General features: G+C 74.2%; 20 protein-coding genes and 1 riboswitch. Of the genes, 9 read left to right on the forward strand and 11 right to left on the reverse strand.

Translation table 11 applies throughout. The features are described from left to right. Nucleotides 1–181 precede the first annotated feature (181 nt). From FKN01_RS22940 to FKN01_RS22950, 3 genes are read right to left on the reverse strand one after another with little or no spacing between them, the layout of a single operon-like run. A complete protein-coding gene (locus FKN01_RS22940; protein WP_143623569.1) occupies nt 182–1,384 on the reverse strand; it encodes a VWA domain-containing protein in 1,203 nt (400 codons plus the stop codon). Then, on the reverse strand, nt 1,381–3,750 hold the full coding sequence (locus tag FKN01_RS22945) for a DUF5682 family protein (RefSeq protein WP_143623571.1): 2,370 nt from the start codon (nt 3,748–3,750) through the stop codon (nt 1,381–1,383). The genes FKN01_RS22940 and FKN01_RS22945 overlap by 4 nt, the downstream gene beginning before the upstream one ends. After that, a complete protein-coding gene (locus FKN01_RS22950; protein WP_143623573.1) occupies nt 3,747–4,859 on the reverse strand; it encodes an AAA family ATPase in 1,113 nt (370 codons plus the stop codon). The genes FKN01_RS22945 and FKN01_RS22950 overlap by 4 nt, the downstream gene beginning before the upstream one ends. 127 nt (nt 4,860–4,986) lie before the next feature. Between FKN01_RS22950 and FKN01_RS22955 the strand changes: the two genes are divergently transcribed. Further along, nucleotides 4,987–6,402 (forward strand): SWIM zinc finger family protein, encoded by a 1,416-nt coding sequence (locus tag FKN01_RS22955; protein ID WP_260696990.1) that lies wholly within the window; start codon nt 4,987–4,989, stop codon nt 6,400–6,402. 29 nt (nt 6,403–6,431) lie between these two features. Continuing rightward, nucleotides 6,432–8,108, forward strand: coding sequence for a DUF5691 domain-containing protein (locus tag FKN01_RS22960; protein WP_143623575.1), 1,677 nt, complete (start codon nt 6,432–6,434; stop codon nt 8,106–8,108). Nucleotides 8,109–8,551: 443 nt separating this feature from the next. On the opposite strand, the gene FKN01_RS22965 is transcribed toward FKN01_RS22960, so the two are convergent. Further along, nucleotides 8,552–8,965, reverse strand: coding sequence for a cobalamin B12-binding domain-containing protein (locus tag FKN01_RS22965; RefSeq protein ID WP_143623577.1), 414 nt, complete (start codon nt 8,963–8,965; stop codon nt 8,552–8,554). Between the two features lie 304 nt (nt 8,966–9,269). Between FKN01_RS22965 and FKN01_RS22970 the strand changes: the two genes are divergently transcribed. Together FKN01_RS22970 and FKN01_RS22975 are read left to right on the forward strand one after the other, a co-directional pair. After that, nucleotides 9,270–10,124 carry a triacylglycerol lipase gene (locus FKN01_RS22970; protein WP_143623579.1) on the forward strand — a complete coding sequence of 285 codons (855 nt, stop codon included), beginning with the start codon at nt 9,270–9,272 and terminating at the stop codon, nt 10,122–10,124. Between the two features lie 200 nt (nt 10,125–10,324). After that, nucleotides 10,325–11,818 carry a M23 family metallopeptidase gene (locus FKN01_RS22975; protein WP_143623581.1) on the forward strand — a complete coding sequence of 498 codons (1,494 nt, stop codon included), beginning with the start codon at nt 10,325–10,327 and terminating at the stop codon, nt 11,816–11,818. Nucleotides 11,819–11,876: 58 nt separating this feature from the next. Here the strand turns inward: FKN01_RS22975 and pcrA are convergent, their stop codons facing one another. Next, nucleotides 11,877–14,318 carry a DNA helicase PcrA gene (gene pcrA, locus FKN01_RS22980; RefSeq protein ID WP_143623583.1) on the reverse strand — a complete coding sequence of 814 codons (2,442 nt, stop codon included), beginning with the start codon at nt 14,316–14,318 and terminating at the stop codon, nt 11,877–11,879. A gap of 160 nt (nt 14,319–14,478) precedes the next feature. Next, nucleotides 14,479–14,629, forward strand: a riboswitch (cyclic di-AMP (ydaO/yuaA leader). On the opposite strand from pcrA, the gene FKN01_RS22985 reads away from it, so the two are divergent. Continuing rightward, complete coding sequence (locus FKN01_RS22985; protein WP_185992952.1) at nt 14,628–15,794, forward strand: C40 family peptidase; 1,167 nt, start codon at nt 14,628–14,630, stop codon at nt 15,792–15,794. Its footprint overlaps the riboswitch before it by 2 nt. A 48-nt stretch (nt 15,795–15,842) precedes the next feature. On the opposite strand, the gene FKN01_RS22990 is transcribed toward FKN01_RS22985, so the two are convergent. Next, nucleotides 15,843–16,196, reverse strand: a complete 354-nt coding sequence (locus FKN01_RS22990) for a hypothetical protein (protein ID WP_143623587.1) — start codon at nt 16,194–16,196, stop codon at nt 15,843–15,845. 319 nt (nt 16,197–16,515) lie between these two features. On the opposite strand from FKN01_RS22990, the gene FKN01_RS22995 reads away from it, so the two are divergent. Beyond that, on the forward strand, nt 16,516–17,562 hold the full coding sequence (locus FKN01_RS22995; protein ID WP_143623589.1) for a C40 family peptidase: 1,047 nt from the start codon (nt 16,516–16,518) through the stop codon (nt 17,560–17,562). Nucleotides 17,563–17,607: 45 nt separating this feature from the next. Further along, nucleotides 17,608–18,375, forward strand: coding sequence for a GNAT family N-acetyltransferase (locus FKN01_RS23000; RefSeq protein ID WP_143623591.1), 768 nt, complete (start codon nt 17,608–17,610; stop codon nt 18,373–18,375). Here the strand turns inward: FKN01_RS23000 and FKN01_RS23005 are convergent. Both FKN01_RS23005 and FKN01_RS23010 read right to left on the reverse strand, forming a co-directional pair. Continuing rightward, complete coding sequence (locus tag FKN01_RS23005) at nt 18,372–19,076, reverse strand: response regulator transcription factor (RefSeq protein WP_143623593.1); 705 nt, start codon at nt 19,074–19,076, stop codon at nt 18,372–18,374. The genes FKN01_RS23000 and FKN01_RS23005 overlap by 4 nt on opposite strands. Continuing rightward, nucleotides 19,060–20,358, reverse strand: coding sequence for an ATP-binding protein (locus FKN01_RS23010; RefSeq protein WP_143623595.1), 1,299 nt, complete (start codon nt 20,356–20,358; stop codon nt 19,060–19,062). The genes FKN01_RS23005 and FKN01_RS23010 overlap by 17 nt, the downstream gene beginning before the upstream one ends. 186 nt (nt 20,359–20,544) lie before the next feature. On the opposite strand from FKN01_RS23010, the gene FKN01_RS23015 reads away from it, so the two are divergent. Both FKN01_RS23015 and FKN01_RS23020 read left to right on the forward strand, forming a co-directional pair. Then, nucleotides 20,545–21,858: a PspC domain-containing protein gene (locus FKN01_RS23015; protein WP_143623596.1), complete on the forward strand. Its 1,314-nt coding sequence runs from the start codon at nt 20,545–20,547 to the stop codon at nt 21,856–21,858. Continuing rightward, nucleotides 21,845–22,108, forward strand: a complete 264-nt coding sequence (locus FKN01_RS23020) for a hypothetical protein (RefSeq protein WP_143623598.1) — start codon at nt 21,845–21,847, stop codon at nt 22,106–22,108. Before FKN01_RS23015 ends, FKN01_RS23020 begins: the two co-directional genes overlap by 14 nt. On the opposite strand, the gene FKN01_RS23025 is transcribed toward FKN01_RS23020, so the two are convergent. The 3 genes from FKN01_RS23025 to FKN01_RS23035 all read right to left on the reverse strand — a co-directional run bounded on the left by FKN01_RS23025 (nt 22,015) and on the right by FKN01_RS23035 (nt 24,844). Then, nucleotides 22,015–22,536, reverse strand: a complete 522-nt coding sequence (locus FKN01_RS23025; RefSeq protein ID WP_143623600.1) for a DoxX family protein — start codon at nt 22,534–22,536, stop codon at nt 22,015–22,017. The genes FKN01_RS23020 and FKN01_RS23025 overlap by 94 nt on opposite strands. 140 nt (nt 22,537–22,676) lie before the next feature. Next, a complete protein-coding gene (locus FKN01_RS23030; protein WP_185992953.1) occupies nt 22,677–23,942 on the reverse strand; it encodes a hypothetical protein in 1,266 nt (421 codons plus the stop codon). A gap of 146 nt (nt 23,943–24,088) precedes the next feature. Next, complete coding sequence (locus tag FKN01_RS23035) at nt 24,089–24,844, reverse strand: cyclopropane-fatty-acyl-phospholipid synthase family protein (protein WP_143623602.1); 756 nt, start codon at nt 24,842–24,844, stop codon at nt 24,089–24,091. Nucleotides 24,845–25,084 lie beyond the last annotated feature (240 nt).

The raw sequence follows: 25,084 nt of genomic DNA on the forward strand, positions 1-25,084 counted from the left end.
TCCCTTTATCAATGGTCTCGCGGTTGGTTTTCTGCGTGGGCGTGCCGCGAGGGGCAACGTGACTGCGGTGTCACTAGGAAGGCGCACACGGTGACCGGATACGCGGCATGTCCATCTCGCAGGTTATCCCCGAGGCCGGTGTGACCCTAAATCGCAGATCACACCTGGGCGGTGATTACGGTCACAGAATCCCCCTGGTGGGGGCGTTCTCCGGGTCCGGTATCGGCAGCGGGCGCTTCTCGATCGCGGCGGCCATGACGTCCGGGAAGAGGTCCGGCGTACAGGCGAAGGCGGGGGCGCCGAGGGCGGACAGCGCCGCCGCGTGGTCGCGGTCGTAGGCCGGTGCGCCCTCGTCGGAGAGCGCGAGCAGCGTCACGAACTGCACCCCCGACGCCTTCATCGCGGCCACCCGCTTCAGCATCTCGTTGCGGATGCCGCCCTCGTACAGGTCGCTGATGAGCACGACGACGGTGTCGGCCGGCCGGGTGATCCGGGACTGGCAGTAGGCCAGGGCGCGGTTGATGTCGGTGCCGCCGCCGAGCTGGGTGCCGAACAGGACGTCGACGGGGTCGTCGAGCTGGTCGGTGAGGTCGACCACCGCGGTGTCGAAGACGACGAGCCGGGTACGCAGGGCGCGCATCGAGGCGAGCACGGCGCCGAACACCGACGCGTAGACCACGGAGGCGGCCATCGAGCCCGACTGGTCGATGCAGAGGATGACGTCCTTCTTCACGGACTGGGCGGCCCGCCCGTAGCCGATGAGCCGTTCGGGGACGACCGTGCCCGCGCCGTCCTGGCCGGGCAGCTCCAGGTAGTTCTTCAGGTTGGCCCGGATGGTGCGGTCCCAGTCGATGTCGTGGTGGCGGGGGCGGGTGACCTTCGCCGACCGGTCGAGCGCGCCGGTGAGCGTGGCCCGGGTGCGGGTGGTGAGCCGCTTCTCCAGCTGCTCGACCACCTTGCGGACCACGGCCCGGGCGGTCTCCTTCGTCGTCTCCGGCATGGCCTTGTTGAGCGAGAGCAGGGTGCCGACGAGGTGGACGTCGGCCTCGACGGCCTCCAGCATCTCCGGTTCGAGCAGGAGCGCGGAGAGGCCGAGGCGGTCGATGGCGTCGCGCTGCATGACCTGGACGACGGAGCTGGGGAAGTACGTCCGGATGTCACCGAGCCAGCGGGCCACGGAGGGCGCGGAGGCACCGAGCCCGGCGGAGCGCCCGCCCCCGCTCCGGCCGCCGGGCCGGCCCCCGCTCCCGTAGAGCGCGGTGAGCGCCTGGTCCATCGCGGCGTCGCGGCCGGTGAGCACGCGGCCGGTGCCGTCGTCGGCGCCCAGCACCAGGCGCCACCGGCGCAGCCGCTCGTCGTGGGCGTTGTCCGTGGTGGTCGTCATGCCGTCTCCCCCAGGTGCGGGTCGTCGTGGTGGGCGGGGGCCGTGGGCGCCGGGTGCTCGTCCAGGCCGAGGAGCAGGCGCAGGACCGGGACCACCGCGTCCGCGCGGGCCGCGTCCAGGACCGGGCCGAAGCCCGGGGCCGTGGCGCCCGCGCCCGCCGGCGAGCCGGCCCCCGGCACCCCGGCGGGGACCGGGCCGCGCCGGACGAGGTCGCCCAGGGTGCGCCGGACGCCCGGCTCGTACGCGGAGAACGTGCGCCGCAGCAGGGGCAGCACATCGGTGAACGTGTCGGCGGGGACTCCGGTGAGCCAGGCGTCGACCAGCGCGAGCAGCCGTTCGTCGTGGACGAGGAGCATGCCGCCGCCCGCCGCACCGCCGACGAAGCCCTCGATCCAGGCGGCGGCGTCGGCCGGCGGGGTGCCCGGGGAGAGGGCGAGGCCCATCAGCCGGGCGGCGGCGTCCTGGTCGAGGTGGCCGTCGTCCAGGAGCAGGCGGGCGGCCCGGCCCCGGATGACGCCCGCGACCGTGTCCCGGACGGTGAGCTTGTGGAGCACCGCGCGCCAGCGCTGGCGCAGCCCGTCCGCGCCGGCGGGGACGGCGCCGGCGAGCAGCCCGGTCGCGGTGTGGACGCCGTCGATCCGCCGGCGCAGCGCCTCGGCCCCGTCGGTGTCCAGCCCGGTGCAGGCGGGGGGCAGGCCGACGCAGATCCGCTCCGCGAGGCCTGCCGCGACCTCGCCGAGGGCCGTGGTGTCCGTGGCGCGGACGTCGCCGTAGCGCAGGGTGCGGGCCAGGGCCGGGAGGGCGTCCGCGAGGTGGCCGACGTCGGCGTCGAGTGCGGCGCGGTCGGCGAGGGCCCGCATCACGACGGGCAGGGCGTCCGGCAGGTCGGCGAGCAGGCAGTGCTCGGCCAGCGCGGTGACCTCGGCGAGCGCGGTGGCGGCCAGGGCGTCGGACTCGGCGCGGGCGGTGGCGGCGGAGAGCACGGTGGTGCCCCAGACGCCCGCCTCGGCGACGCGCACATACAGCTCGGGCTCCCAGCGCAGCCGCCAGCTCTCCCGGAAGGTGCCGGTGCTCCCCCGGCCCGCGGCCGGTTCGCCCCAGGCGATGCCGAGGAGGCGGAGCCGGTGCAGCAGGCGGCTGCGGGCGGCGTCGGTGTCCTTGCGCAGGTCGAGCTCGATCTCCCGTTCGTCGGCCTCCGGCTTGAGCCGCAGGGTGCGCTGCTGCCGGGTCAGGTCGCGCTGGAGGGGGACGGCCGGGGCGGTGTCGGGGACCTCGCCGAGCGTGGTGCCGACGACGAGGCGGTCGTGGACGAGCGCGAGGGGCACGTCGGAGCCCTCGCACATGACGGCCCGGATCGCGTCGGTCGTCTCGCTCAGCCCGGCGAGCGGCCGGCCGCGCATCGCGGCGAGCGTCTCGGCGAGCCGGACGGCCTCGATGGCGTGGGCGGACGAGACGAACCGGTCCTCGTCGCGCAGGAGTCCGGCGACCTTCGTCATCCAGCGCTCGATCGGGCGGTCGGGGGCGGCGAAGAGGTGCTCGTACCAGCCGGGCGACTCGATGCCCGCGCCGTATCCGCTGTGCCGGGCGAGCCTGCGGTGGGTCCAGGGCACCCAGGTCAGCTCGGCCTTGGCCTTGGGCAGGCCCTTGAGCAGGGCCCGGTCGGCGGTGAGCGTCGTGCGCGTACGGAGGGCGGGCACGTGCCAGGCGCCGCAGACCACGGCGAAGTCGTCGCCGAACTCCTTCTGCGCGGTCCGCAGCTGTATACGCATGTACGCCTCGCGCACCGCGTCCCTGGGGTGCCCGCCGTCGCCGTACGCCTCGCGGAGCGCGGCCATCGCCTCGCCGAGCGCGGCGAACGCGGCGAGCGGTCCGGCGGCCTCGTCGCTGCCGGGCACGCGGTGCTCGACCACGTCCTCCCACCAGCGCTCGGGGTCGTCGTACCCGGCGGTCTCGGCGAGCACCCGGACCGGGTCGACGGGCACGGGCGGTTCCCCGGCGGTGTCGTCCCGGTCCGTCCCCGCTTCGGCCTCCATGGCCAGCGAGTGGGCGGCGGGCAGGTCGATGAAGCGGACGGGCACGTCCCGGGCCAGGGCCCAGCGGATGGCGACCCACTCGGGGGAGAACTCGGCGAACGGCCAGAACGCCGCCCGGCCCGGGTCGTCCACCGCGTGGGCGAGCAGGGCGACCGGGGGCCGCATCTCCTCGTCGGCGGCGAGCGGCAGCAGCGCGTCGCCCTCGGGCGGGCCCTCGATCAGGACCGCCCGGGGGTCCGTCGCGTCGAGGGCGGCGCGGACGGCGCGGGCCGAGCCGGGGCCGTGGTGCCGCACCCCGAGCAGCAGCGGCCCCGGTCCACGGGTGCCGGTCATGCGGACGCCTCCCGGCAGGCGCGGTAGAAGTCCTTCCAGCCGTCCCGCTCGCGCACCACGGTCTCCAGGTACTCCTGCCAGATCACCCGGTCCGCCGCCGGGTCGCGGACGACGGCGCCGAGGATGCCGGCCGCGACGTCGCCCGGGCGCAGCACCCCGTCCCCGAAGTGGGCGGCGAGCGCGAGGCCGTTGGTGACGACGGAGATGGCCTCGGCCGTGGAGAGCGTCCCGGAGGGGGACTTGAGTTTGGTGCGGCCGTCGGTGGTGACGCCGTCGCGCAGTTCGCGGAAGACCGTGACGACGCGGCGGATCTCGGCGAGGCCGTCGGGCGCGGGCGGCAGGTCGAGCGAGCGGCCGACCTGGTCGACGCGGCGGGAGACGATGTCGACCTCCGCCTCGGGGGTCGCGGGCAGCGGCAGGACGACGGTGTTGAACCGGCGGCGCAGCGCGCTGGACAGCTCGTTGACGCCCCGGTCGCGGTCGTTGGCGGTCGCGATGACGTTGAACCCGCGCACCGCCTGGACCTCCTGGCCGAGCTCGGGCAGGGGCAGGGTCTTCTCGGAGAGGATCGTGATCAGCGAATCCTGCACATCGGCGGGGATGCGGGTCAGTTCCTCGATGCGGGCCGTCATGCCCTGGGCCATGGCGCGCATCAGCGGGCTGGGCACGAGGGCGTCGCGGCTGGGGCCGTGGGCGAGCAGCTGCGCGTAGTTCCACCCATAGCGGACGGCTTCCTCGGGGGTGCCGGCCGTGCCCTGGACGAGCAGCGTCGAGTCACCGCTGACGGCGGCGGCCAGGTGCTCGGAGACCCAGGTCTTGGCGGTGCCGGGAACGCCGAGGAGCAGCAGGGCGCGGTCGGTGGCGAGCGTGGTGACGGCGACCTCGACGAGGCGGCGCGGTCCCACGTACTTGGGTGTGATGACGGTGCCGTCGGGCAATGTGCCGCCCAGCAGATACGTCGCGACGGCCCAGGGCGACAGGCGCCAGCGCTCGGGCCTGGGCCGGTCGTCGGCCGCCGCGAGCGCCTTCAGCTCGTCGGCGAAGGCGTCCTCGGCATGCGGGCGCAGGGCCTCGCCTGCGCTTGCCTGGGTGGTTTCGGACACGGTCATGGGTCCCCCTCCGGATCGGTCGCCGAGTCGGTCGGCCGGATGTGGTTCCACCGTGCACCATGGCACTGACAATCGGCCTTTGCGCAGGTCAGGGTCATTGTCAGTGGGGCCGCCTAACGTCGTTGGCATGCTGCTGACTGACGGGGGAGAACCCTTGGGCGCCGCTGCCTCGGCCGCGCGCCAGACGGTGGAGCAGGTCCTGGCCCTGGCTCCTGACGACGCATCACGCAAGGCGGGGAACAAGCTCGCTGCGGCCGGCTCCTGGTCGGACACCGGCTGGGAAGCGACGGGCGGGGTATGGGGGCTGTGCAAGGGCAGCGGGAGCAAGCCGTACCGCACGGTGGTCGACACCACCGGTCCCGCGTACAAGTGCAGTTGTCCCAGCCGGAAGTTCCCGTGCAAGCACGCGCTGGGGCTGCTCCTGCTCCGCGCCGCGGACGACGCGGCGGTGCCCGCCGGGGCGCCGCCGGACTGGGCGCGGGAGTGGCTGGACGGCCGCCGCGCGCGGGCCGGGGCGAAGGCGCGGCCCGCCGGGGGTGACGGTGCGTCGGCGGGCCCCGCCGATCCGGAGGCCGCGCGCAAGCGGGCGGAGAGGCGTGCCGAGCGGATCGGGGGCGGTGCGCGGGAGTTGAAGCAGCGGCTCACCGACCTGCTGCGCGGCGGTCTCGCGGCGGCCGAGCAGTCGGGGTACGGGCTGTGGGACGAGACGGCGGCCCGCATGGTCGACGCGCAGGCACCCGGTCTCGCCGGCCGGGTGCGTGAGCTGGGCGCCGTCCCGGCGTCCGGTCCGGGCTGGCCGGTGCGGCTCCTCGAGGAGTGCGCGCTGCTCCATCTGCTGGACTCGGCGTGGCTGGGCCGCGACCGGCTGCCGCCCGCGCTCGCGGCCACGGTCCGCACGCGGGTGGGGTTGCCGGCCTCCCCGGAGGGTCCCCCGGTCCGCGACCGCTGGCTGGTCCTCGCCCAGTACGACACGCCCGAGGGCAAGATCGTCACCCGCCGCGTCTGGCTGTACGGCGAGGAGTCGGGGCGCGCGGCGCTGCTGCTGTCCTTCGGGGCGGCCGGCCGGTCCCCCGCCCTGTCCCTGCCCGTGGGCGCCACGATCGACGCCGAGCTGACGCCCCATCCGGGTTCCGGGCAGCTGCGCGCCGAGCTGGGCGACCGCTTCGGCGTGCCCGAGCCCGTCGCCGCGCCCCCGCCGGGTGTCACGGTCGCCGAGGCGATCGCCGTGTACGGGCGGGCCCTGGGTGACGACCCGTGGCTGGAGTCCTGGCCGGTGACCCTGCGCGACGTGATACCCGTGCCGTCCCCGGACGGCTGGCAGCTGGTGGACGCGGAGGGCCGGGAGGCCCTGCCCGTGACCCCCGCCGCGTTGAACCGCCCGGCGCTGTGGAAGCTCGTCGCGGTCTCGGGCGGCGCCCCGCTGACGGTCTTCGGCGAGTGCGGCCACCGGGGCTTCGACCCGCTGGCGGCGTGGCCGGGGGCGGCGGCCGGGGCGGTTGTGCCCGCGCCGCCCGGCGGCGTCGAGACCGTCACGCTCATCTGACTCCGTAGTCCGGCTCCCGAGGAGGGGCGATGTCCCGTACGACCACACCAGCCGCCATCCCGACCGCGGGCGCGGCCCCCGCGCCCGGCGGGCCCGCCGACGCGCTCGCGTCCGTGCCGTGGGAGGAGCTGGTCACCTCGGCCCTGCTCGGCACGGACCGCCGGCCGCCCGGGGACGCGGCCGGCACCGGTCCGGACGGCGCGGCCGCCGCGCTGCTGGACGCCGCCGCGCTGCACACCGTGCGGCGCCGGGCGGGGCTGCTGCCCGCCGCCGCGTCCCCGCGCCCCGCCGTGGCACCCGACGACCCACGGCCGCCCCTGCCGGAGGCCGCCCGCGGCCGGCTGGCCCAGCTCCTGGCGGACCGGGCGGCCGGGTCCGGCGGCCGGCGGGGCGCGGCCCCGGACCTGACGGAGCTGATCCCGCAGTGGCTGGCCACCGCGAACGCGCACGGTTACCGGGCGCCGGACTCGGCCCTGCCCGCACTGCTGGACGCGGCCCGGGCCCGCACCGATCTGCGCCCGCCGACCCTGGAGTTCGCCGGGCCGCGAGGCCTCTGGCTGGCCGGGCTGAACCCGGAGTGGAAGTTCGCCCTGCGCGGCGCGTCCGGCAGCGCGCTGCTGCCCTCACCGGATGACGCGGAGGCGGTCCGGCGGCTCTGGGAGGAGGGTTTGTTCGCGGAGCGGGTCGCCCTGCTCGGGGCCGTACGGGCGCATGACGCCGAGGCGGCCCGCGCGCTGCTGGCCACCACGTGGAAGACCGAACGGGCCGAGGACCGGCTGATGTTCGTGGACTCGCTGCGCACCGGGCTGTGCGCCGACGACGAGGAGTTCCTGGAGCGGGCGCTCGCCGACCGCAGCCGCAATGTCCGGGCGACGGCGGCCGAACTGCTGTCCGCGCTGCCCGGTTCGGCGCTGGCCCGGCGGATGGCGGACCGGGCGCTGTCCTGCGTGAGCCCGGGGCTCACCGGCGACGAGCCGTTCGTCGCGGTGGAGGCGCCGCACGAGTGCGACGAGGCGATGCAGCGCGACGGGGTGGCGCCGCTCCCGCCCTCCGGCCGGGGCGAACGCTCCTGGTGGCTAGGCCAGTTGGTGGAGGCGACCCCGCTCTCGGTCTGGCCGGCGCGGTTCGGCGGGCGCGGCGCGGAGGAGATCGTGGGGCTGCCCGTGGCGGACGGCTGGGGCGAGGAGCTGCACGCTGCCTGGTGCCGGGCCGCCGTGCGGCAGCGCGATGGCGCGTGGGCGCGGGCGTTGCTGGGTCCGCCGTCGACGCCCCCGTCCAACGGCCCCGGTACGGCGTCGCTCGCCGAGCGGGCGAAGCTCCTGGCGGTGCTGCCCCCGGCGGAACGGGCCGTCTGGGTGGCGGATTTCGTCGCCGCGCACGGCTTGTCGGAGGCGTTCCAGCTGCTGGGGGTCTGCCCGGTCCCGTGGGCGCCGCCGCTCGGCCGGGCCGTGGTCGACGCGCTCGACATGGCCAGGGACGCGGGCAGCTATCCGTGGAGCTTCAGCGGCGTCATGGGCCTGGCTGAACGCTGCCTCGACCCGGCGGAGGCGGCCCGCCTGGAGGTCCTGACGACGACCCCCGCCGAGCCGGCGGACGCCTCCCCCGGCGCGAACGGCTACTGGACGGAGGCGTTCCAACGCCTGGTCTCCACGCTGCGCCTGCGCGCCACGATGGACAGCGAGCTGTCCGGGTCCCCGGTGCGGTGACGCTCCGCGCCGACGGCCCCGCGCCCCGGCGCGCCGGTGCCACGGCCTGCTGCGGCCGGGCGTCCCCGAGCCCGGGCCGCCCGGCGGTCACCCGGCACCGGCGCTCCACCCCAGCGACGCGGCGCCCGCCGCCCAGCGGGCCCGGCCGACGCACGGCCCGGCGGGCCCGGGCGCCCCGGGCACGCCGCACCTCCCCGGCCCAGCCGCAACGGGCCGCAGCACACCAGGCCGACCGCACACCGGGCCGACCGCACACCGGCCCAGCCGCAACGGCCCACAGCGCACCGGGCCGACCGCACCGGCCCACAGCGCACTGGGCCGGCCGCACGGCCCACGGCGCACCGGCCCACCGGGCCAGCCGCACCGGACCACAGACGCACAGGCCCACCGGGACCGCGGCGCCCCCGAACCCCGCGCCCCCGGAGACCGGCGCCTTCGGCGCCCTACGCGCCTGCCGTCTGGCGGACGTTCGCGTTGACCCAGTCGACGATCGCCGTCGTCGTCGCGCCCGGGGTGAAGATCTCCGCGACGCCCTGGTCCTTCAGCGGGGCGATGTCCGCCTCGGGGATGATGCCGCCGCCGAAGACCTTGATGTCCGCCGCCTCGCGGTCCTTCAGGAGTTCGATCACCTTGGCGAAGAGCGTGTTGTGCGCGCCGGAGAGGATCGAGAGGCCGATCGCGTCGGCGTCCTCCTGGATCGCCGTGTCCACGATCTGCTCCGGGGTCTGGTGCAGGCCCGTGTAGATGACCTCCATCCCCGCGTCGCGCAGCGCCCGCGCGATCACCTTCGCCCCGCGGTCATGGCCGTCGAGGCCCGGCTTGGCCACCACCACACGGATCGGACCGGTCACACCCATCACTGCCTCCACATGCGTCTCCCGTGCCTGAAGGGCCGGGGATGTGAACGAACGTTATCCACAGCATCCCGCAAGCGGCCGTTTCGCGGTGAGCCGGGAGGGGGAAATCACACATGGGACATTGTTCACGGGCATCCGCCCCGGCGCCTTCGCCGTGGGGCCGGGCGCCCGGGGAGCCGCACCGGGTCGCCGTATCACCGCGCCGTCAGCCGCACGGCACGGTGGTACGGGTCTCCGCCCGCGCGGGCCGCAGCCCGCCCGGACCTCCGTCGGCGCGGCGCCCGTCAGGAGCAGGAGGCCGACCATGAGGACCCCCATCCTGCCGTTCCCCGCCCCGCCGGCCGCGCTGCTGAGAGCGACCGCGCTGGAGCTCGTCGTGCTCGCCGGGCACGCCCTGCTGTATCCGACCGGGATCGCCGGTGAACGCCACCCGGGCCGGCCCCGGCCCGACGACGGCGCCGAGTCCGCCCGCATGGACATCCCGCCCACCGACCGGCCACCCGTCGTCTTTCTTCACGGTTTCATCGACAACCGCTCCGTCTTCGTCCTGCTGCGCCGCTCCCTGGCCCGGCACGGCTGGCTCCATCTGGAGTCGCTCAACTACTCCCCGCTGACCAGCGACATCCGTACGGCCGCCGAGCTGCTGGGCCGGCACATCGAGGAGATCTGCGCCCGCACCGGCCACCACCGGGTGGACATCGTGGGCCACAGCCTCGGCGGCCTCATCGCGCGCTACTACGTGCAGCGGCTGGCCGGGGACCGCCGGGTGCGGACCCTCGTCACGCTGGGCACGCCACACGCGGGCACCGCTGTCGCGCCGCTGGCCGGGGCGCTGCCCATCGTGCGGCAGATGCGCGAGGGCTCGGCGCCCGTGGAGGAGCTGCGGCTGCCCGCGCCCGGCTGCCGTACCCGGTTCGTCAGCTTCTGGAGCGAACTCGACCGGGTGATCGTCCCCGCCGAGGCGGCCTGCGTCGACCACCCGGACCTGGACGCGGTCAACGTACGCGTCACCGGGATCGGCCACCTCGCGCTGCCGGTGCACCCGGCCGTGGCGGCTGCCGTGCGGCAGGCCCTGGACGACTCCGGGCCCGTCCAGGAGACCCCCGGGGCAAAGCCCGGGACCGCCTCCGGAACCACCCGAACCACCCCGGCCGCCTAAACCGAACAGGTTTCGAACATAGAGCCAAGGCTCTGTGGGGGCGCCGTCGAGAGACGGCCGTTTTGCCCCTTTTACCGGGTGCTCCACCGCCGTCGAAGATTGTCGACGGCGGATACCGCCGGGTACAGTCGCCGCCAGTTCTCCCGGGGTGCCCCACGCCCCCGGAACCTGGTTCTGCTGCCGAGGCGAGAGAGAAGTTGGTGAACGACCAGCACCCCCACGCCGGGTATGCCGGATACGACGGCTACTCCACGGGCAGCGTCGATACGGGCAGCTTCGACACGAGCGGCTTCGACACCGGCGGCTTCGACACGGACCCGCTCTTCGGCTCGCTCCCCGGCACCGGCGTCACCTACGACGGCACCCCTGACGCCTCGTACGACACCTCGCAGGGCTACGGCATCCCGTACACCGCCGGCGGGAGCGGATACGGCGGCTCGTACGACACCACCCAGTGGGACACGGGCGCGTACCAGGCCCAGCAGCACCCGCCGTACGCCCCCTACGACACGACCTCGTACAGCACCGCGACCTGGCTGCCGATGGAGGACTACGCCCCCGGCATCCCGTCCCAGGGCGGCGCCCCGGACACGTCCGGCCAGTGGGACACCACCACCTGGACCGCAGCCGCGACCACGTGGCCCTCCGACGACACGGGGACGTACGACACCGGCGTGTACGACGCCACCGCCTGGAACACCGGCGCCACGCCCGGGCACGAAGAGCAAAATGTGCAAAGCCCGGCCGCCTCGAACGAAGCCGAACAGGCCGCCCCCTCGGAGACGTACGAGACGTACGAGACCTACGAGTCGCACGGCGAGCCCGGCTCCCACGACTACGACCCCTCCGAGCCCCACCGCCGCGCCGCCGACGACGGCCGTCCGGGCGATGCCGCCGAGCCGCAGCCGCACCCCGATCTCGCCCCCGCCGAGCAGCCCCACCGCGGCGGTCGCAGCCGCAGGCGTTCCCCCGCGAAGCGCTCCGCACTCCTCACCGTCGCCGTTCCCTCCGCCTGCGTGATGAGCGTGGCCGGGATCGCCGCCGCCTCCGTGGGCGGAATGGGCGGCGACGAGTCGAAGAAGGACGCGAAGACCACCATGGCCGCCGCCGACCCCGGCACGGTCAAACCGGTCGCGGCCAACAACGAGCTGGACACCCAGCTCGCCAATCTCAGCGCCGACGCCGAGAACTTCGCGGACCGCGCCAGCCGCACCCAGGAGCGCATCGACCTGAAGCAGCGGCAGGCCGCCGAGAGGAAGAAGCGCGAGGCGGAGGCCGCCCGCAAGGAGGCCCTGCGCCCCAAGTTCGTGCTGCCGGTCAAGCAGCACGGGCTGAGCGCCTACTTCGGGCAGGCGGGCGTCAACTGGATGTCCGTGCACACGGGCATCGACTTCCCCGTCCAGTACGGCACCCCGGTGATGGCGGCGACCGACGGCACGGTCCGTACGCAGTACAACAGCGCCTACGGCAACATGGCCATCGTGACCATGGCCGACGGCACGGAGACCTGGTACTGCCACCTCAGCAGCACCCGTATCCGCTCGGGCCCGGTCAAGGCGGGCGACGTCATCGCGTACTCCGGCAACTCCGGGAACTCGACCGGTCCGCACATGCACTTCGAGGTGCGGCCGGGCGGCGGCGCGGCGATCGACCCGCTGCCGTGGCTGCGCGGCCACGGGGTCAACCCGACCTGAGCGGACGGGAACGACGGCGGCGGCCGGGGCCTCGGGGGCTCCGGCCGCCGCCGCGTTCTCAGAGCTTCTGCACCGGCGCGTACCGCAGGAGCAGCTTCTTCGGGCGGTCGTCTCCGAAGTCGACCGTGGCCTTCGCCTGGTCGCCGACGCCCTCGACCGCCGTCACCGTGCCCAGGCCGAACTGGTCGTGCGTGACCCGGTCGCCCGCCACCAGGGTGATCGTCGGCTTGTCCGAGGTCCGCCGGGTCGCGAAACCGGAGGGGCCGGAGCGGGCGCGGGAGGCGGAGAGCGACGAGGTGATCCCCGAGGTGGGGCCGGCCGGGGCGGCCATCGGGCCCTTCCGCTTCCAGTCCAGGTGCTGGTCGGGGATCTCCTCCAGGAAGCGCGACGGCGGGTTGTACGAGGGCTGGCCCCAGGCGCTGCGCATGGCGGCCCGGGTCAGATACAGCCGCTCGCGGGCGCGGGTGATGCCGACGTACGCGAGACGGCGCTCCTCCTCCAGCTCCTTGACCTGGCCGAGCGCCCGCATGTGCGGAAAGACGCCGTCCTCCATGCCGGTCAGGAAGACGACCGGGAATTCGAGGCCCTTCGCGGTGTGCAGGGTCATCAGCGTGATGACACCGGAGCCGTCGGCGTCCTCGTCGGGGATCTGGTCGGAGTCGGCGACGAGCGCGACCTGCTCCAGGAACTCCGCGAGCGTGCCCGCGCCCTCCTCCTCGCCCCGGTCCTGCTCGAACTCGAGGGCGACGGCGGCGAGCTCCTGGAGGTTCTCGATGCGGGTCTCGTCCTGCGGGTCGGTGGACGCCTGGAGCTCGGCGAGATAGCCCGTACGCTCCAGGACCGCTTCCAGCACCACGGCGGGCCCGGCGCCGGACTCGACGACCGTGCGCAGCTCCTCCATCAGCGTGTTGAACCGCTTCACGGCGTTGGCGGAGCGGGCGGCCATGCCGTACGCCTCGTCCACCCGGCGCAGCGCCTGCGGGAAGGTGATCTTCTCGCGCAGCGAGAGTGCGTCGATCATGGCCTCGGCGCGCTCTCCGATGCCGCGCTTGGGCACGTTGAGGATGCGGCGGAGCGGGACGGTGTCCTCGGGGTTGGCGAGGACCCGCAGGTAGGCCAGGACGTCGCGGACCTCCTTGCGCTCGTAGAAGCGGACGCCGCCGACGACCTTGTAGGGCAGGCCGACCCGGATGAAGATCTCCTCGAAGACCCGGGACTGCGCGTTCGTCCGGTAGAAGACGGCGACGTCGCCGGCCTTGGCGTCGCCCGCGTCGGTGAGGCGGTCGATCTCCTCGGCGACGAACTGCGCCTCGTCGTGCTCGGTGTCCGCGACGTAGCCCGTGATGCGGGTGCCGGTGCCGGCCTTGGTCCAGAGGTTCTTGGGGCGGCGGCTCTCGTTGCGCTCGATGACCGCGTTGGCGGCGGAGAGGATCGTCTGGGTGGAGCGGTAGTTCTGTTCGAGCAGGATCGTCGTCGCGTCCGGGTAGTCCTCCTCGAACTGGAGGATGTTGCGGATGGTCGCGCCCCGGAAGGCGTAGATCGACTGGTCGGCGTCACCCACGACGCACAGCTCGGCGGGGGCGTTCTCGGGACCGGCCGGGCCGACCAGCTCGCGCACCAGCGTGTACTGGGCGTGGTTGGTGTCCTGGTACTCGTCGACGAGGACGTGCCGGAAGCGGCGGCGGTAGTGCTCGGCGACGTCGGGGAACGCCTGGAGCAGGTGGACCGTCGTCATGATGATGTCGTCGAAGTCCAGTGCGTTGGCCTCGCGCAGCCGGGCCTGGTACATCGCGTACGCCTGGGCGAGCGTCTTCTCGAAGCCGTCGACGGCCTGGCCCGCGAAGGTCTCCTCGTCGATGAGCTCGTTCTTGAGGTTGGAGACCTTGGCGGTGAAGGACTTCGGCGGGTAGCGCTTGGGGTCCAGCTCCAGGTCGCGGCAGACGAGGGCCATGAGCCGCTTGGAGTCGGCCGCGTCGTAGATCGAGAACGAGGACGTGAAACCGAGCTTCTTGGACTCGCGGCGCAGGATGCGGACGCAGGCGCTGTGGAAGGTCATGACCCACATGGCGTTGGCCCGGGGCCCGACCAGCTGCTCGACGCGCTCCTTCATCTCGCCGGCGGCCTTGTTGGTGAAGGTGATCGCCAGGATCTGGCCGGGGTGGACGCCCCGCTCGGCCAGCAGGTGGGCGATGCGGTGGGTGAGCACCCTGGTCTTGCCGGAGCCGGCGCCGGCGACGATGAGCAGGGGCGACCCGGCGTGCACGACGGCGGCGCGCTGCTCGGTGTTCAGCCCGTCGAGCAGGGCCTCGGGGTCGATGACGGGGCGGTGCGCGCCGTCGCGGTAGTACGCGTCGCGGGCCGGCGGAGGCCCGTCGAACACGCCCGCGAACAGGTCCTCCGGCACCGCTTCGGGTGCGGGGTCCTCGGGGGGCGGCGGGGGCGCGTCCTCCTCCTGCTGCTGGAGGCCGGCCAGGAAACTGTCGTCAAAGAGGCTGCTCATCGCTGTCCGAGTCTAAAGCGCCCGGCTGACACCCGGCCCCGCTCCGAAAAGGTCACGGAAATGTATCGGGCATATCGAACACCAACCTTCACAGCGGCCCCGTGGGTTGGCTAGCGTGCACGTTCGGACGGCCCGTACCCCCAGAGGCGACCCACGCCGAGCGGGCCCCACGCCGAATCCGGGCCCGCCCGGAACCGGGGACCCACACGCAGTACCGGGGTGAATCGGTCCTTCCCCACCGGACCGTAGGGCAGCCTTCCGTTCCGCCCGAACCCGACAGCTAACCCGGTAGGCGGTCCACGGAAGGAGATGCCGGCCTTGGCGTCGCATCGCAGACCGCGCACCCGGGTGCGCTCCACCATTCCCGTCGGGCTCACCTCGGCCGCGCTGGCCTCGGTGACCCTGCTGTCCGCGCAGAGCGCGATGGCCGCTCCGGCGCCGAAGCCGAGCATCGAGGAAGTCCAGAAGCGGGTGGACGACCTCTATCGGCAGGCCGGTACCGCCACCCAGAAGTACAACCGGGCCAAGGAGGCCACGGACGAGCAGAAGGCCCGGGTCGACGCGCTGCTGGACGATGTGGCCGAGCGGACCGAGAAGCTGAACGACGCCCGCCGGACGCTCGGCAACTACGCGGCCGCCCAGTACCGCACCGGCGGCCTCGCGCCGACCGCGACCTTCTTCCTGGCCGACGACCCGCAGTCGTTCTTCGACCAGACGCACCTCATGGACCGCATGGCCGAGCGCCAGCAGCAGGCGGTCACGGAGTTCCGCACGCAGCAGGCGAAGGCGTCGAAGCAGCGCGCGGAGGCCGTGGAGAGCCTGGAGACGCTGACCGAGTCGCAGGCCGAGCTGCGCACCAGCAAGCAGAACGTCCGGACGAAGCTGACCGAGGCCCGGACGCTGCTGTCGAAGCTGACCGCCGAGGAGAAGGCGCGCCTGGCCGAGCTGGAGCGCGAGAAGGAGGCGGAGGCAAAGCGGAAGGCCGCGGAGCTGGCGGAGAAGCAGGCCGCCGCCAGGAAGGAAGCCGAGCAGAAGGCGAAGGAGTCGGCCGGCAGCGGTGGTACGGAGACGGGCTCGGGTTCCGGCAGCGGCACCGGCACCGGCACCGGCACCGGCAGCAGCGCCTCCACGAAGGCGGAGAAGGTCCTCGCGTTCGCCCGCGCCCAGATCGGCAAGCCGTACGTCTGGGGCGCGACCGGCCCCTCCTCGTACGACTGCTCCGGGCTGACGCAGGCGGCCTGGAAGGCGGCGGGCGTCGACCTCCCGCGTACCACCTGGGACCAGGTGAACGTCGGCACACGGGTCGCCACGGCCGATCTGCAACCCGGTGACCTGGTGTTCTTTTACGACGACATCAGCCACGTCGGGATCTACAAGGGCGACGGGATGATGATCCACGCGCCGAAGCCCGGGGCGAACGTGCGCGAGGAGTCGATCTACTACATGCCGATCTACGGGAGTGTGCGCCCCGCCTGACCGGGGAAGAGGGCCGGCCCGCGCCCGGGCCGGCCGCCGCGAGGGCGCTCAGGTCCAGAGCGTGGCGATGAAGATGTTCGCCAGGGTCAGCGCGCCGACCGCCGCGAAGAACCCCTTCTCGACCTTCTCCTCGTCCCGCTTGACGTAGACGAGCCCCAGGATCACCACCAGGAACAGCAGCTTGATCCCGATCTTGACGTTGTTCACGGGGTGGTCGTCGGCCTGGTCCAGGCCGACCAGGGCGATGCCGGTGACGAGCATGGTCAGCGCGCCGTGCAGCATGCCGGGGACGAACCGGGCGGTGCCGGCCTTCATCGCCTTCATCTGACCGAGGAAGCCGCCGAGCAGGGCGGCGATGCCGATGATGTGCAGGGCGACGACGAAATCGATGAGTACGCGCATGGTTTTGCACCCTAGAACCCTCTCCCCGGACCGCTCCGGGCAGGGTGGGTCAGGGTGGGGCCTACGGGTCGTTTGAATGATGAATGCACTTTTTGCCTGATTCTGCGGGCCTCGCTCTGGTCACTCATGCCGCACGACCGGTCATACAGCGACAATGCCACGCCAAGAGCGGGCAATAACCGTCATAACGACACCTTCCCGTGACCTGGGATTAGCGTCCCTTCCCGGTGGCCGTGGAGCAGGGACCGTCCTCGCCGGCCACCGGAGAAGCCCGCCGGTAGACCCCGCCGGGCCGTCGCACGGAAGGACGCCCGCCCCCGTGGCAGCGCATCGCAAACCCAGGCAGCGCCTCACCACCGCCTCCACGGCCCGCACCGCGGCGACCCTCGCCGTCGCCGGAGCCGCGACGGCCGCCGTGCTGCCGGGAACCGCGCACGCGGACCCCGCGCCCACCGCACGGCAGGTCAAGGCCCAGGTGGACCGGCTCTACCGGGAGGCGGAGGTCGCCACCGAGAAGTACAACGGCGCGAAGTCCGAGGCGACCGCCGCCGCCAAGTCGGTCGACGCCCTGCGCGACGAGGCCGCCCGCAGGACCGCCCGCCTCAACAGCGCCCGCGATGTACTCGGCGCGTACGCCGCCGCGCAGTACCGGTCCGCCGGCATCGACCCCTCCGTGCAGCTGGCGCTCTCCTCCGACCCCGACCAGTACCTGCGCCGCGCCACCTACGCGGAGCGGGCCGGTGAACGCCGGGCCGCCGAGGTGCGCTCGGTGCGCCGCCAGGTCGCGGAGATCGCCCAGGTACGCGCCGAGGCGGCCGGCAAGCTCACCGAGCTGGCCGCCCGGCAGGCCGCCCTCAAGGAGCACCGGGCGACCGTCCGCGCCAAGCTGGCCGAGGCCCGCCGCCTGCTCGCCCGCCTCACCCCGGCCGAGCGCGCCGCCTACGACGCCTCCGAGGACGGCCGCGGACCCGGTCGCGCGGACCGGAGCGCACCGCGCGGTGCCGTCGCCGCACCGGGCGCCCGCGCCGCCCAGGCCGTCGCCTTCGCGTACAGCGCGCTGGGCAAGCCGTACGTGTGGGGCGCGACCGGGCCCAACTCCTTCGACTGTTCCGGGCTGACCCAGGCCGCCTGGCGCGCCGCCGGAGTCTCGCTGCCCCGGACCACGTACACCCAGATCAACGCCGGGCAGCGGGTGCCGCGTTCCCAGCTGGCCCCCGGGGACCTGGTGTTCTTCTACTCGGGCGTCAGCCACGTCGGCCTGTACATCGGGAACGGCCGGATGATCCACGCGCCGCGTCCCGGGGCCCCGGTCCGGATCGCGCCCATCGACGAAATGCCCTTCGCGGGGGCGACCCGGGTGGCATAGGCTCCGGCGCGGCCCCTACCTCAACGGCCCGGAGGACACCCGAACATGCCGATGGACGCCGACGTCCAGACCCATGCCCGCACGCTCACGCTGCGCTCCCCGGACCATGTCCGCGTCGGGCCGTTCGTGATCCGCTACAACCCGGACTGGTCGCTGAAGTACGCCAACTACGCGATCCCGGACCAGGACGCCGAGCCGACGCCCGGCGAAGTCGACGCGCTCATAGCGGCGTTCGGCGAGCTGGAACGGATGCCCCGCCTGGAGTTCCTGCCCGGCTGGGCGCCGGCCGTCGAACCGGCGCTGCTCGCCGCCGGGTTCACCGTCGAGAACCGCGCCCCGGTCCTCGCCTGCGCCCCCGGCGGCCTGGTGGAGCCGAAGCCGGTCGCGGACCTGGTCATCGCCGAGCCCGCCACCGGGGCGGAGTTCGCCGCCGCCGCGCTCGTCCAGCACCTGGGCTACGGCGGGGAGGGCGAGCCCGAGGACGGCACGGCCCGGTGGCTGCGCAACGCGGCGGCGGGCGGCGGGGTCGCCGCGCTCGCCACGGTCGGCGGCGTCCCGGCGGGCGCGGGCGGCTGCTCGGTCCCCGTGGACGGCCTCAGCGAGCTGGCGGGCCTCGCGGTCGGCGCGGACTTCCGCCGCCGGGGCATCGGCGCCGCGCTCTCCGCACACCTGACGCGCACCGCGTTCGAGCGGGGCTGCCGGGTGGTGTGGCTGGAGCCGGGCGACGCCGACGTGGAGCGGATCTACGCGTCCATCGGCTACCGCAGGGTGGGCGAGAAGCTGAACATCTCGCTCGCCCCGGACAGGCCCTAGACCAGCCGCCGCGCCGTCGCCCAGCGGGTCAGTTCGTGGCGGTTGGAGAGCTGGAGCTTGCGCAGCACCGCCGAGACGTGGGACTCGACCGTCTTCACGGAGATGAACAGCTGCTTCGCGATCTCCTTGTACGCGTAGCCCCGGGCGATCAGGCGCAGGACCTCGCGTTCGCGCTGGGTCAGCCGGTCCAGGTCCTCGTCGACCGGGGGTGCGTCGGTGGAGGCGAAGGCGTCGAGGACGAAGCCGGCCAGGCGGGGCGAGAAGACCGCGTCGCCGTCCTGGACCCGGAAGACCGAGTCGACCAGGTCGCTGCCGGTGATCGTCTTGGTGACGTAGCCCCGGGCGCCGCCCCGGATGACGCCGATGACGTCCTCGGCGGCGTCCGACACGGAGAGCGCGAGGAAGCGCACCGGGTCCTCGGCGGCGGCCATCAGGGGCGCGCAGCGGCGCAGGACCTCGACGCCGCCGCCGCCGGGGAGGTGGACGTCGAGGAGGACGACCTCGGGGCGGGTCGCCGTGATGACGGTGACCGCCTGATCGACGTCGGCCGCCTCACCGACGACCTCGACGCCGGTCTCCTCGGTACGGCCGATCTCGGCCTGCACGCCGGTGCGGAACATCCGGTGGTCGTCGACGAGCACGACTCGTACCCGGCGCTCCGGGTTCTCCCGGCCCCCGGTCGCCTCACTGGTCCCGTTCATCGCTCGTCCTCTCCATCTCAAGCTCGACCTCGGTGCCCCCGCCGGGCACCGAACGCAGCCGGGCCGTACCGCCGTTGCGCTGCATCCGGCCGATGATCGATTCGCGTACGCCCATTCTGTCGCCCGGCACGGAGTCCAGGTCGAATCCCGGGCCCCGGTCGCGCACGGAGACGAAGACCGTGTGGCCCTCGACCTCCGCGTAGACCTGGACGGCGCCGCCCTCGCCACCGTACTTGGCGGCGTTGACCATCGCCTCGCGCGCGGCCTGCATCTGTGCGGCCAGCTTCTCGTCCAGCGGGCAGTCGCCGACGACGACGACCTCCAGGGGGACGCCGTGCTTGTCCTCGACCTCGGCGGCGGCCCGCTTGACGGCCTCGGCCAGCGTCTCCGGCTCGTCGGCCTCGTCCTTGCCGGTGCCCTCGGGGTTGTACAGCCAGTTGCGCAGCTCGCGCTCCTGGGAGCGGGCCAGCCGGCGGACCTCCCCGGCGTCGTCGGCGCTGCGCTGGATCAGGGTGAGGGTGTGCAGCACGGAGTCGTGGACGTGGGCGGCGACCTCGGCGCGCTCCTGGGCCCGGATGCGCATGAGGCGTTCCTCGGAGAGGTCCTGGGTCATGCGGACGAGGTAGGGGCCGGCCAGGAGGGCGATGCCGGTGAGCACGGCGATGGCGGCGGTGATGACGTTGCCGAGCTGGGCGGCGGAGCCGCGTACGACCATGAAGACGGCGAGCCCCAGGCCGACGAGGGCGACTCCGGCCAGGGCGCGGGCCACCTGCAGGACGCGGCGGCGGTGGCCGACCTCCATCCAGCGGGCGCGGCGGGCGTTGTCGGCCTGGCGCCACACCAGGACGGAGCCGGCGCCGATGAGAAGGCTGGGCCAGATGTAGCGGTCGGCCTTGCTGCCCATGTCGACGTTGCCGACGAAGACGGCGGCGCCGAACAGCAGCGCGATGAGGGCGAAGACCTGGCCCTTGTCGGGTTTGCGGAGGCGGCGGGTGCCGTCGGGGGCGGTCTCGAAGACGGACCGGGGCCCGTCCACGCCGCCGACGCCGAGCGGGACCACGATCCAGAACACCGCGTACAGCAGGGCGCCGAGGCCGTCCGCGAAGAACAGGCCGAGGAAGACGAACCGCAGCCAGACGACCGGGAGTCCGAGGTGGCCGGCGAGTCCGCGCGCCACCCCGCCGAGGAGACGGCCGTCCGCGCTGCGGTACAGCTTGCGCAGCGGGGGCTCCTCCGGGTCGGGGGCGTGGGAGCTTGCGGCTCGGGTGGTGGCGGCTGGCATGGTCCGATCGTCACATGCCCCTGCGGGTGAGGACATCAGGGTCGGCCCCCAGTTCGTCCCTGAGACGGCTGGGGTGCGGGGGCGGGGCGGGGCCCGGCACCCCTGAGAGACGGGCGGGTCAATATCAGGGACCGGCCAGGGTCGGTGCGGGTGCCGGTGGGGCTCGGGGGCCGTCACCATGGAGCCATGACCGTTCCCCAGGACGCGCCGCCCGGCGCCGCACCGCCGACTCCCGAGCCCGCTCCGCGCCTGCACCGCAGCCCTCGGCACAAGGTGGTGGCCGGTGTGTGCGGCGGGATGGGCCGGTACTGCGACGTCGATCCGGTGATCTTCCGGATCGTGCTCGGCGTGCTGTCGGTGACCGGTGGCTTCGGGCTCATCTTCTACGGCTTCGCCTGGCTGCTGATCCCGGCGGAGGGCGAGGAGGAGAACGAGGCGCGGCGGCTGCTGTCTGGCCGGGTCGAGCTGGCGTCGCTGAGCGCGGTGCTGTGCGCGCTGATCGGCTGCGGTCTGTTCCTGTCGATGCTGGGCAACGGGGGCACGCTGGCGTTCTCCGCGATGCTGTCGGTCGCGGTCCTCGGCTTCTCCATGTGGACGCAGGCGCGCAAGAAGGCCGGTCCGGAGGACCCGCTGCACCAGGCGGCGGCGCAGGCGGCGTCGGAGGCACCGCCCGAGGTGATGGCGCCGCCGGTGCTGTCGTGGCCGTCGTGGTGGCGCGACCCCATAGTCAAGGACGGGTCGACCGGAAAGGTGGCGATCGGTTACCTCTGGGGACCGCACGACGCCGCGGCCCTCGGCGAGCCGCCCGGGGCGACGCCCGACGCGCCGTTCCGCCCGCCGCCGCCCCGGTCCCGGGAGGTGCGGGAGCCGCGCTCGATCGCCGGCCCGGCCTTCCTCGGCGCCCTGCTCGCGGGCGGTCTCGGTACGGGGCTGACCTGGGATTCCCAGCCACTGGGCACCAGCCTGGAGATCGGTCTCGCCGCCGCGCTCGGGGTGTTCGGCCTGGCGATGCTGGTCAGCGCGTCCGTCGGCCGGACCGGCTTCGGCACGCTGCTGCTGGCGGTGATCACGTCCGGGCTGCTGGTGGGCGCCGCGTCGCTGCCCAAGGACATCAGCACCCACTGGGTGCGCGAGGAGTGGCGCCCGGCGTCCGTCGCCGCGGTCCGGCCGTTGTACGCGATCGGCACGGGCCAGGCCGAGCTGGACCTGACCCGGGTCACCGTGCCGAAGGGCGAGACCGTGCGGACCCGGGTGGAGGCCCGGGCGGGCCGGGTGCTGGTGCACGTCCCGCCGGAGGTCACCGTCCGGGTGCACGCCCGGACCCGGTTCGGCGCGCTCATGGTGGTGGACGGGCACCACAAGGGCGATCTGGACATCCGCGCCACCCAGGACCAGCGCAGGACGCTGCCCCCGGCCGAGGGCAGCACCCCGGGCGGCACGGTGGAGCTGGATCTGGAAGTGGAATACGGACAGGTGGAGGTCAACCGTGCCGCGTCATGACTTCCGGCCGGGCCGGGCCGTCACCGGCCTGATGACGCTGGCCCTGGCCGCCGGTTACGCGGCGGACGCGGCGGGCGCCTGGGACGCCCCGCCGCAGTTCTTCATCGCGCTGCTCGGCGGCGGGCTGTGGACGGCGGCCTGGGCGACCTGGATCAACTACCGCATCCGCCGTCGGCGCGCCGCGAAGAGCGCGTCCAGCGAGAGCGACGCGGCCCCGCCCAGCAGCAGCGGCAGCCATGCCATGAGGTAGACCAGGTCGTTGCCGAGGTAGTACGGGGAGACCTCCCAGCTGACGGTCAGCCACAGGCTCAGCGAGATGAGGGCGCCGCCGAGCGCGGCGATCCTCGTCCACAGGCCGAGGAGGGTGCCGATGCCCACGGCCAGCTCGCCGATGGCGATCGCGTAACCGAAGCCGGAGGGGCTGTTCAGCGCGAGGTCGACGAGGCCGGGGATGGCGGCGGAGTCGCGGACGGCGTGCATCTGCCCGCCGATCGATCCGGGGCCGGTGGCGTGGAAGAACGCGCTGTCGGTGAGCTTGTCGAGCCCCGCGTACACGAAGGTGACGCCGAGGAAGATCCGCAGCGGCAGCAGGGCGTGCTCCCGCGCCAGGTCCCGCAGGCTGCTGCCCTCGCCCTGGACCCGTCCCAGGCCCCGCCCGTTACCGCCGTACCCGTACATGCTTCTCCCGCCTTCCACGGCCGTGCCGTCGCTGCGGCCGCCCGGTCGCGGCCACCGGACCGTGCGGCCCGTGACCCGACCTTACGTACGAACGCGGCGAAAGCGTTCAGCGCGGTCCGGGTTCGCGGGCAGGCGCCGGATCAGTCCGTGACGTCGATGGCGACCGGGGCGGTCTCCGTGCCCGCGGCCGTCACGACCTGCACCTCGACCACGCCCGGCTCCACCTCGACCGGCACCGGCACGGTCAGCAGTGTGTCGGAGGGGTTCGCGAAGCCCCCGGCGACCGGCACCAGCGGGACATGGACGTGCACGGTCCCGATCCGCACCACGACCCGGGCCAGCCGGTCCGGGGCCCCCGCACCGGGCGGCACGAACCCGGCGCCCCGGATCTCGATGTCGTCCCCGGTCCGGATCGGCGCGTCCAGATCGCCCGCCTCCCGGGACCGGACGACGGAGAGCACGACGGGCCGGCCGCCCTCGCCGTACTTGCCGGTGAAGTAGACGGCCGCCGACACCGCCACCAGGAGGGCGAGGCCCCACGGCAGGTCGGGCAGCTGCTCGGGCCTGCGGGCCAGGCGGACCGCGGCGAACACCACGGCGACCGTGGACACCAGCACGTACTGCACGTCCGTGAAGCCGCCGCGCCCCGAGTCGTCGGTGAGCAGGTCCGCCGCGCGCGGCCGGTCGGCGCGCAGTTTCTGGAGCCGCCCGGACAGCACCCGTACGCTCACCACCCGGCGCGCGGCGACGGCCACGGCGCACACCAGCGCCAGCACGGCCACGATCCCGGCGCCGCGCGCCAGGTCCAGCCCCTCGATCAGTTCGTCGCGCCGGGCGTGCCCGGAGGCGGCGGCCAGTTCGAGGGCGAGGACGAGCACGGAGAACACGGCGAGCAGCACCCAGGACGCGGCGACCGCGCGGGAGGTGGAGAGCCGGTTGTCCTCGCCGATCAGCGGGGCGAGGAGGCCGCCGCGGGCCCGGTGGACGTGGGCGGCGGCGGTCAGCAGCACGGCGGTGACCAGTCCGGCGACGAGTCCGGCGGTACGGGCGTGGGTCCAGCCCGCCCCGATCGCGGTGGCGGCCTCGGCGAGGGCGAGGACGGCGAGGCCGCCCCAGACAATGACGAGGGTGCGCCGCCACACCTGGTACAGCCAGGCGTCCCCGGCCTCGCGGCCCCGGTCGGCCACCTCGCGCGCGGACTCGGTCAGCTCGTCGGAGACCCACTGCCGGGTGGCGGACGCCGACTGGGCGACCCCGGCGGGCAGCCCCTGTCCGGCGGCGAACTCGTCGCGCTTGGCCAGGAAGGCGGCCACCGCGCGCCGGTGTCCCTGGCGCGCCCCGTGCGGGCAGTCCCCGCAGGTGCAGCCGCCGCCGTGCGCGCCCTGTCGTGCCTCGTCCAACGCCACGGAGAACGCCGCCCCTTCCCGCCCCTGTTGCCGCCGTCGGCGGTCCAACTCGTCTGTGAACGCTGCGAATTGTGCCGTACGCGGGGCGGGGTTGCCGCATCGGGGCGCACCGGAGGGGCACCTTCGCCAGCGTGTTCGATACCCGCTCAGGCGCTGAGCACGAGGTAGGCCAGGCCGAACGTGCCCCGGTAGCCGCCGTAATAGCCGGTGCGGCGCTCGTCCACGGCGGCGACGACCCCGTCGCGCAGGGGGTGGTCCGGGTGGGCCAGCGCCCAGCGCTCGCCCCGGCCGATGTTGGCGTTCGCCTCGAAGAGGTCCCACTCGCGCCGGTCGGCGGCGGTCACCTGGAGCGCTCGGAGCCCCGCCGCCTCGGCCTGCCGGATGAGGTCGAGCAGCGAGCCGAAGTCCCCGCGCTCCGCCCCGAGCCCGGCGAGCGCCGCCTCGTCCGGCTCCCGCTCCCAGAACCCCTCGCCGAACAGCACCCGTCCGCCGGGCCGTACGGACGCCCGCAGCGCGGCCAGCGCCTCGGCTGTCCCGCCGGGCCAGGCGTGCGAGGCGCCGATGGACACCGCCAGGTCGTAGTCCCGCTCCTGCCATTCGGCGGCGGGCACCTCGTGGAACCGTACGCGCTCCGCGAGCCCCCGCTTCGCCGCGAGTGCCCGGCCTCGGGCGATGGCCTCCGCGTCGGTCTCGACGCCGTCCCCGGTGCTCCCGGGGGCGGACTCCACGAGGCGCATCAGCAGCTCGCCCCAGCCGCTGCCGAGGTCCGCGACACGGGCGCCGGGGGCGGGGGCGCAGGCAGTGATCAGCTGGGCGGCGTGCTCGTCGGAGAGGGGGGTGTTCCAGGTCAGGCGGTCGTTGTGGGCGGCGGACATCAGGGCGCGGATCTCGTTGTCGGACATGGGGGCGGAGCGTGTCATGGGTGCGGCGGCGTGCGCCACGCGTTTTCCGGGCGGCGGGGGCGCTTGCGAGGGGCGGTGCGCCTCCGGGGGGCGGTGCGCTTGCGGGGGCGGTACGCCGCCGGGGGGCGGGGCGCTGGCGGGGGCAGTGCGCCTGCGGCGGTGGTGCGCCTGCGGCGGGCCTGTTCCCCTCCCCGCCCCTTCCCGAAACCGGGGCGCTGCCCCGGGCCCCGCTCCTCAAGC

It is taken from the genome of Streptomyces sp. 130 (assembly GCF_007096885.1).
In the GTDB taxonomy this organism is placed as follows: domain Bacteria; phylum Actinomycetota; class Actinomycetes; order Streptomycetales; family Streptomycetaceae; genus Streptomyces.

Coding starts and splice junctions, on each gene's coding strand:
- FKN01_RS23010 (WP_143623595.1), bottom strand. CDS start 20,358: ATGCCAGCCGCCACCACCCGAGCCGCAAGCTCCCACGCCCCCGACCCG.
- FKN01_RS22950 (WP_143623573.1), bottom strand. CDS start 4,859: ATGACCGTGTCCGAAACCACCCAGGCAAGCGCAGGCGAGGCCCTGCGC.
- FKN01_RS23035 (WP_143623602.1), bottom strand. CDS start 24,844: ATGTCCGACAACGAGATCCGCGCCCTGATGTCCGCCGCCCACAACGAC.
- FKN01_RS23000 (WP_143623591.1), top strand. CDS start 17,608: ATGCCGATGGACGCCGACGTCCAGACCCATGCCCGCACGCTCACGCTG.
- pcrA (WP_143623583.1), bottom strand. CDS start 14,318: ATGAGCAGCCTCTTTGACGACAGTTTCCTGGCCGGCCTCCAGCAGCAG.
- FKN01_RS22945 (WP_143623571.1), bottom strand. CDS start 3,750: ATGACCGGCACCCGTGGACCGGGGCCGCTGCTGCTCGGGGTGCGGCAC.
- FKN01_RS22985 (WP_185992952.1), top strand. CDS start 14,628: ATGCCGGCCTTGGCGTCGCATCGCAGACCGCGCACCCGGGTGCGCTCC.
- FKN01_RS22940 (WP_143623569.1), bottom strand. CDS start 1,384: ATGACGACCACCACGGACAACGCCCACGACGAGCGGCTGCGCCGGTGG.
- FKN01_RS22990 (WP_143623587.1), bottom strand. CDS start 16,196: ATGCGCGTACTCATCGATTTCGTCGTCGCCCTGCACATCATCGGCATC.
- FKN01_RS23005 (WP_143623593.1), bottom strand. CDS start 19,076: ATGAACGGGACCAGTGAGGCGACCGGGGGCCGGGAGAACCCGGAGCGC.
- FKN01_RS23025 (WP_143623600.1), bottom strand. CDS start 22,536: ATGTACGGGTACGGCGGTAACGGGCGGGGCCTGGGACGGGTCCAGGGC.
- FKN01_RS22965 (WP_143623577.1), bottom strand. CDS start 8,965: ATGGGTGTGACCGGTCCGATCCGTGTGGTGGTGGCCAAGCCGGGCCTC.
- FKN01_RS22970 (WP_143623579.1), top strand. CDS start 9,270: ATGAGGACCCCCATCCTGCCGTTCCCCGCCCCGCCGGCCGCGCTGCTG.
- FKN01_RS22960 (WP_143623575.1), top strand. CDS start 6,432: ATGTCCCGTACGACCACACCAGCCGCCATCCCGACCGCGGGCGCGGCC.
- FKN01_RS23015 (WP_143623596.1), top strand. CDS start 20,545: ATGACCGTTCCCCAGGACGCGCCGCCCGGCGCCGCACCGCCGACTCCC.
- FKN01_RS22955 (WP_260696990.1), top strand. CDS start 4,987: ATGCTGCTGACTGACGGGGGAGAACCCTTGGGCGCCGCTGCCTCGGCC.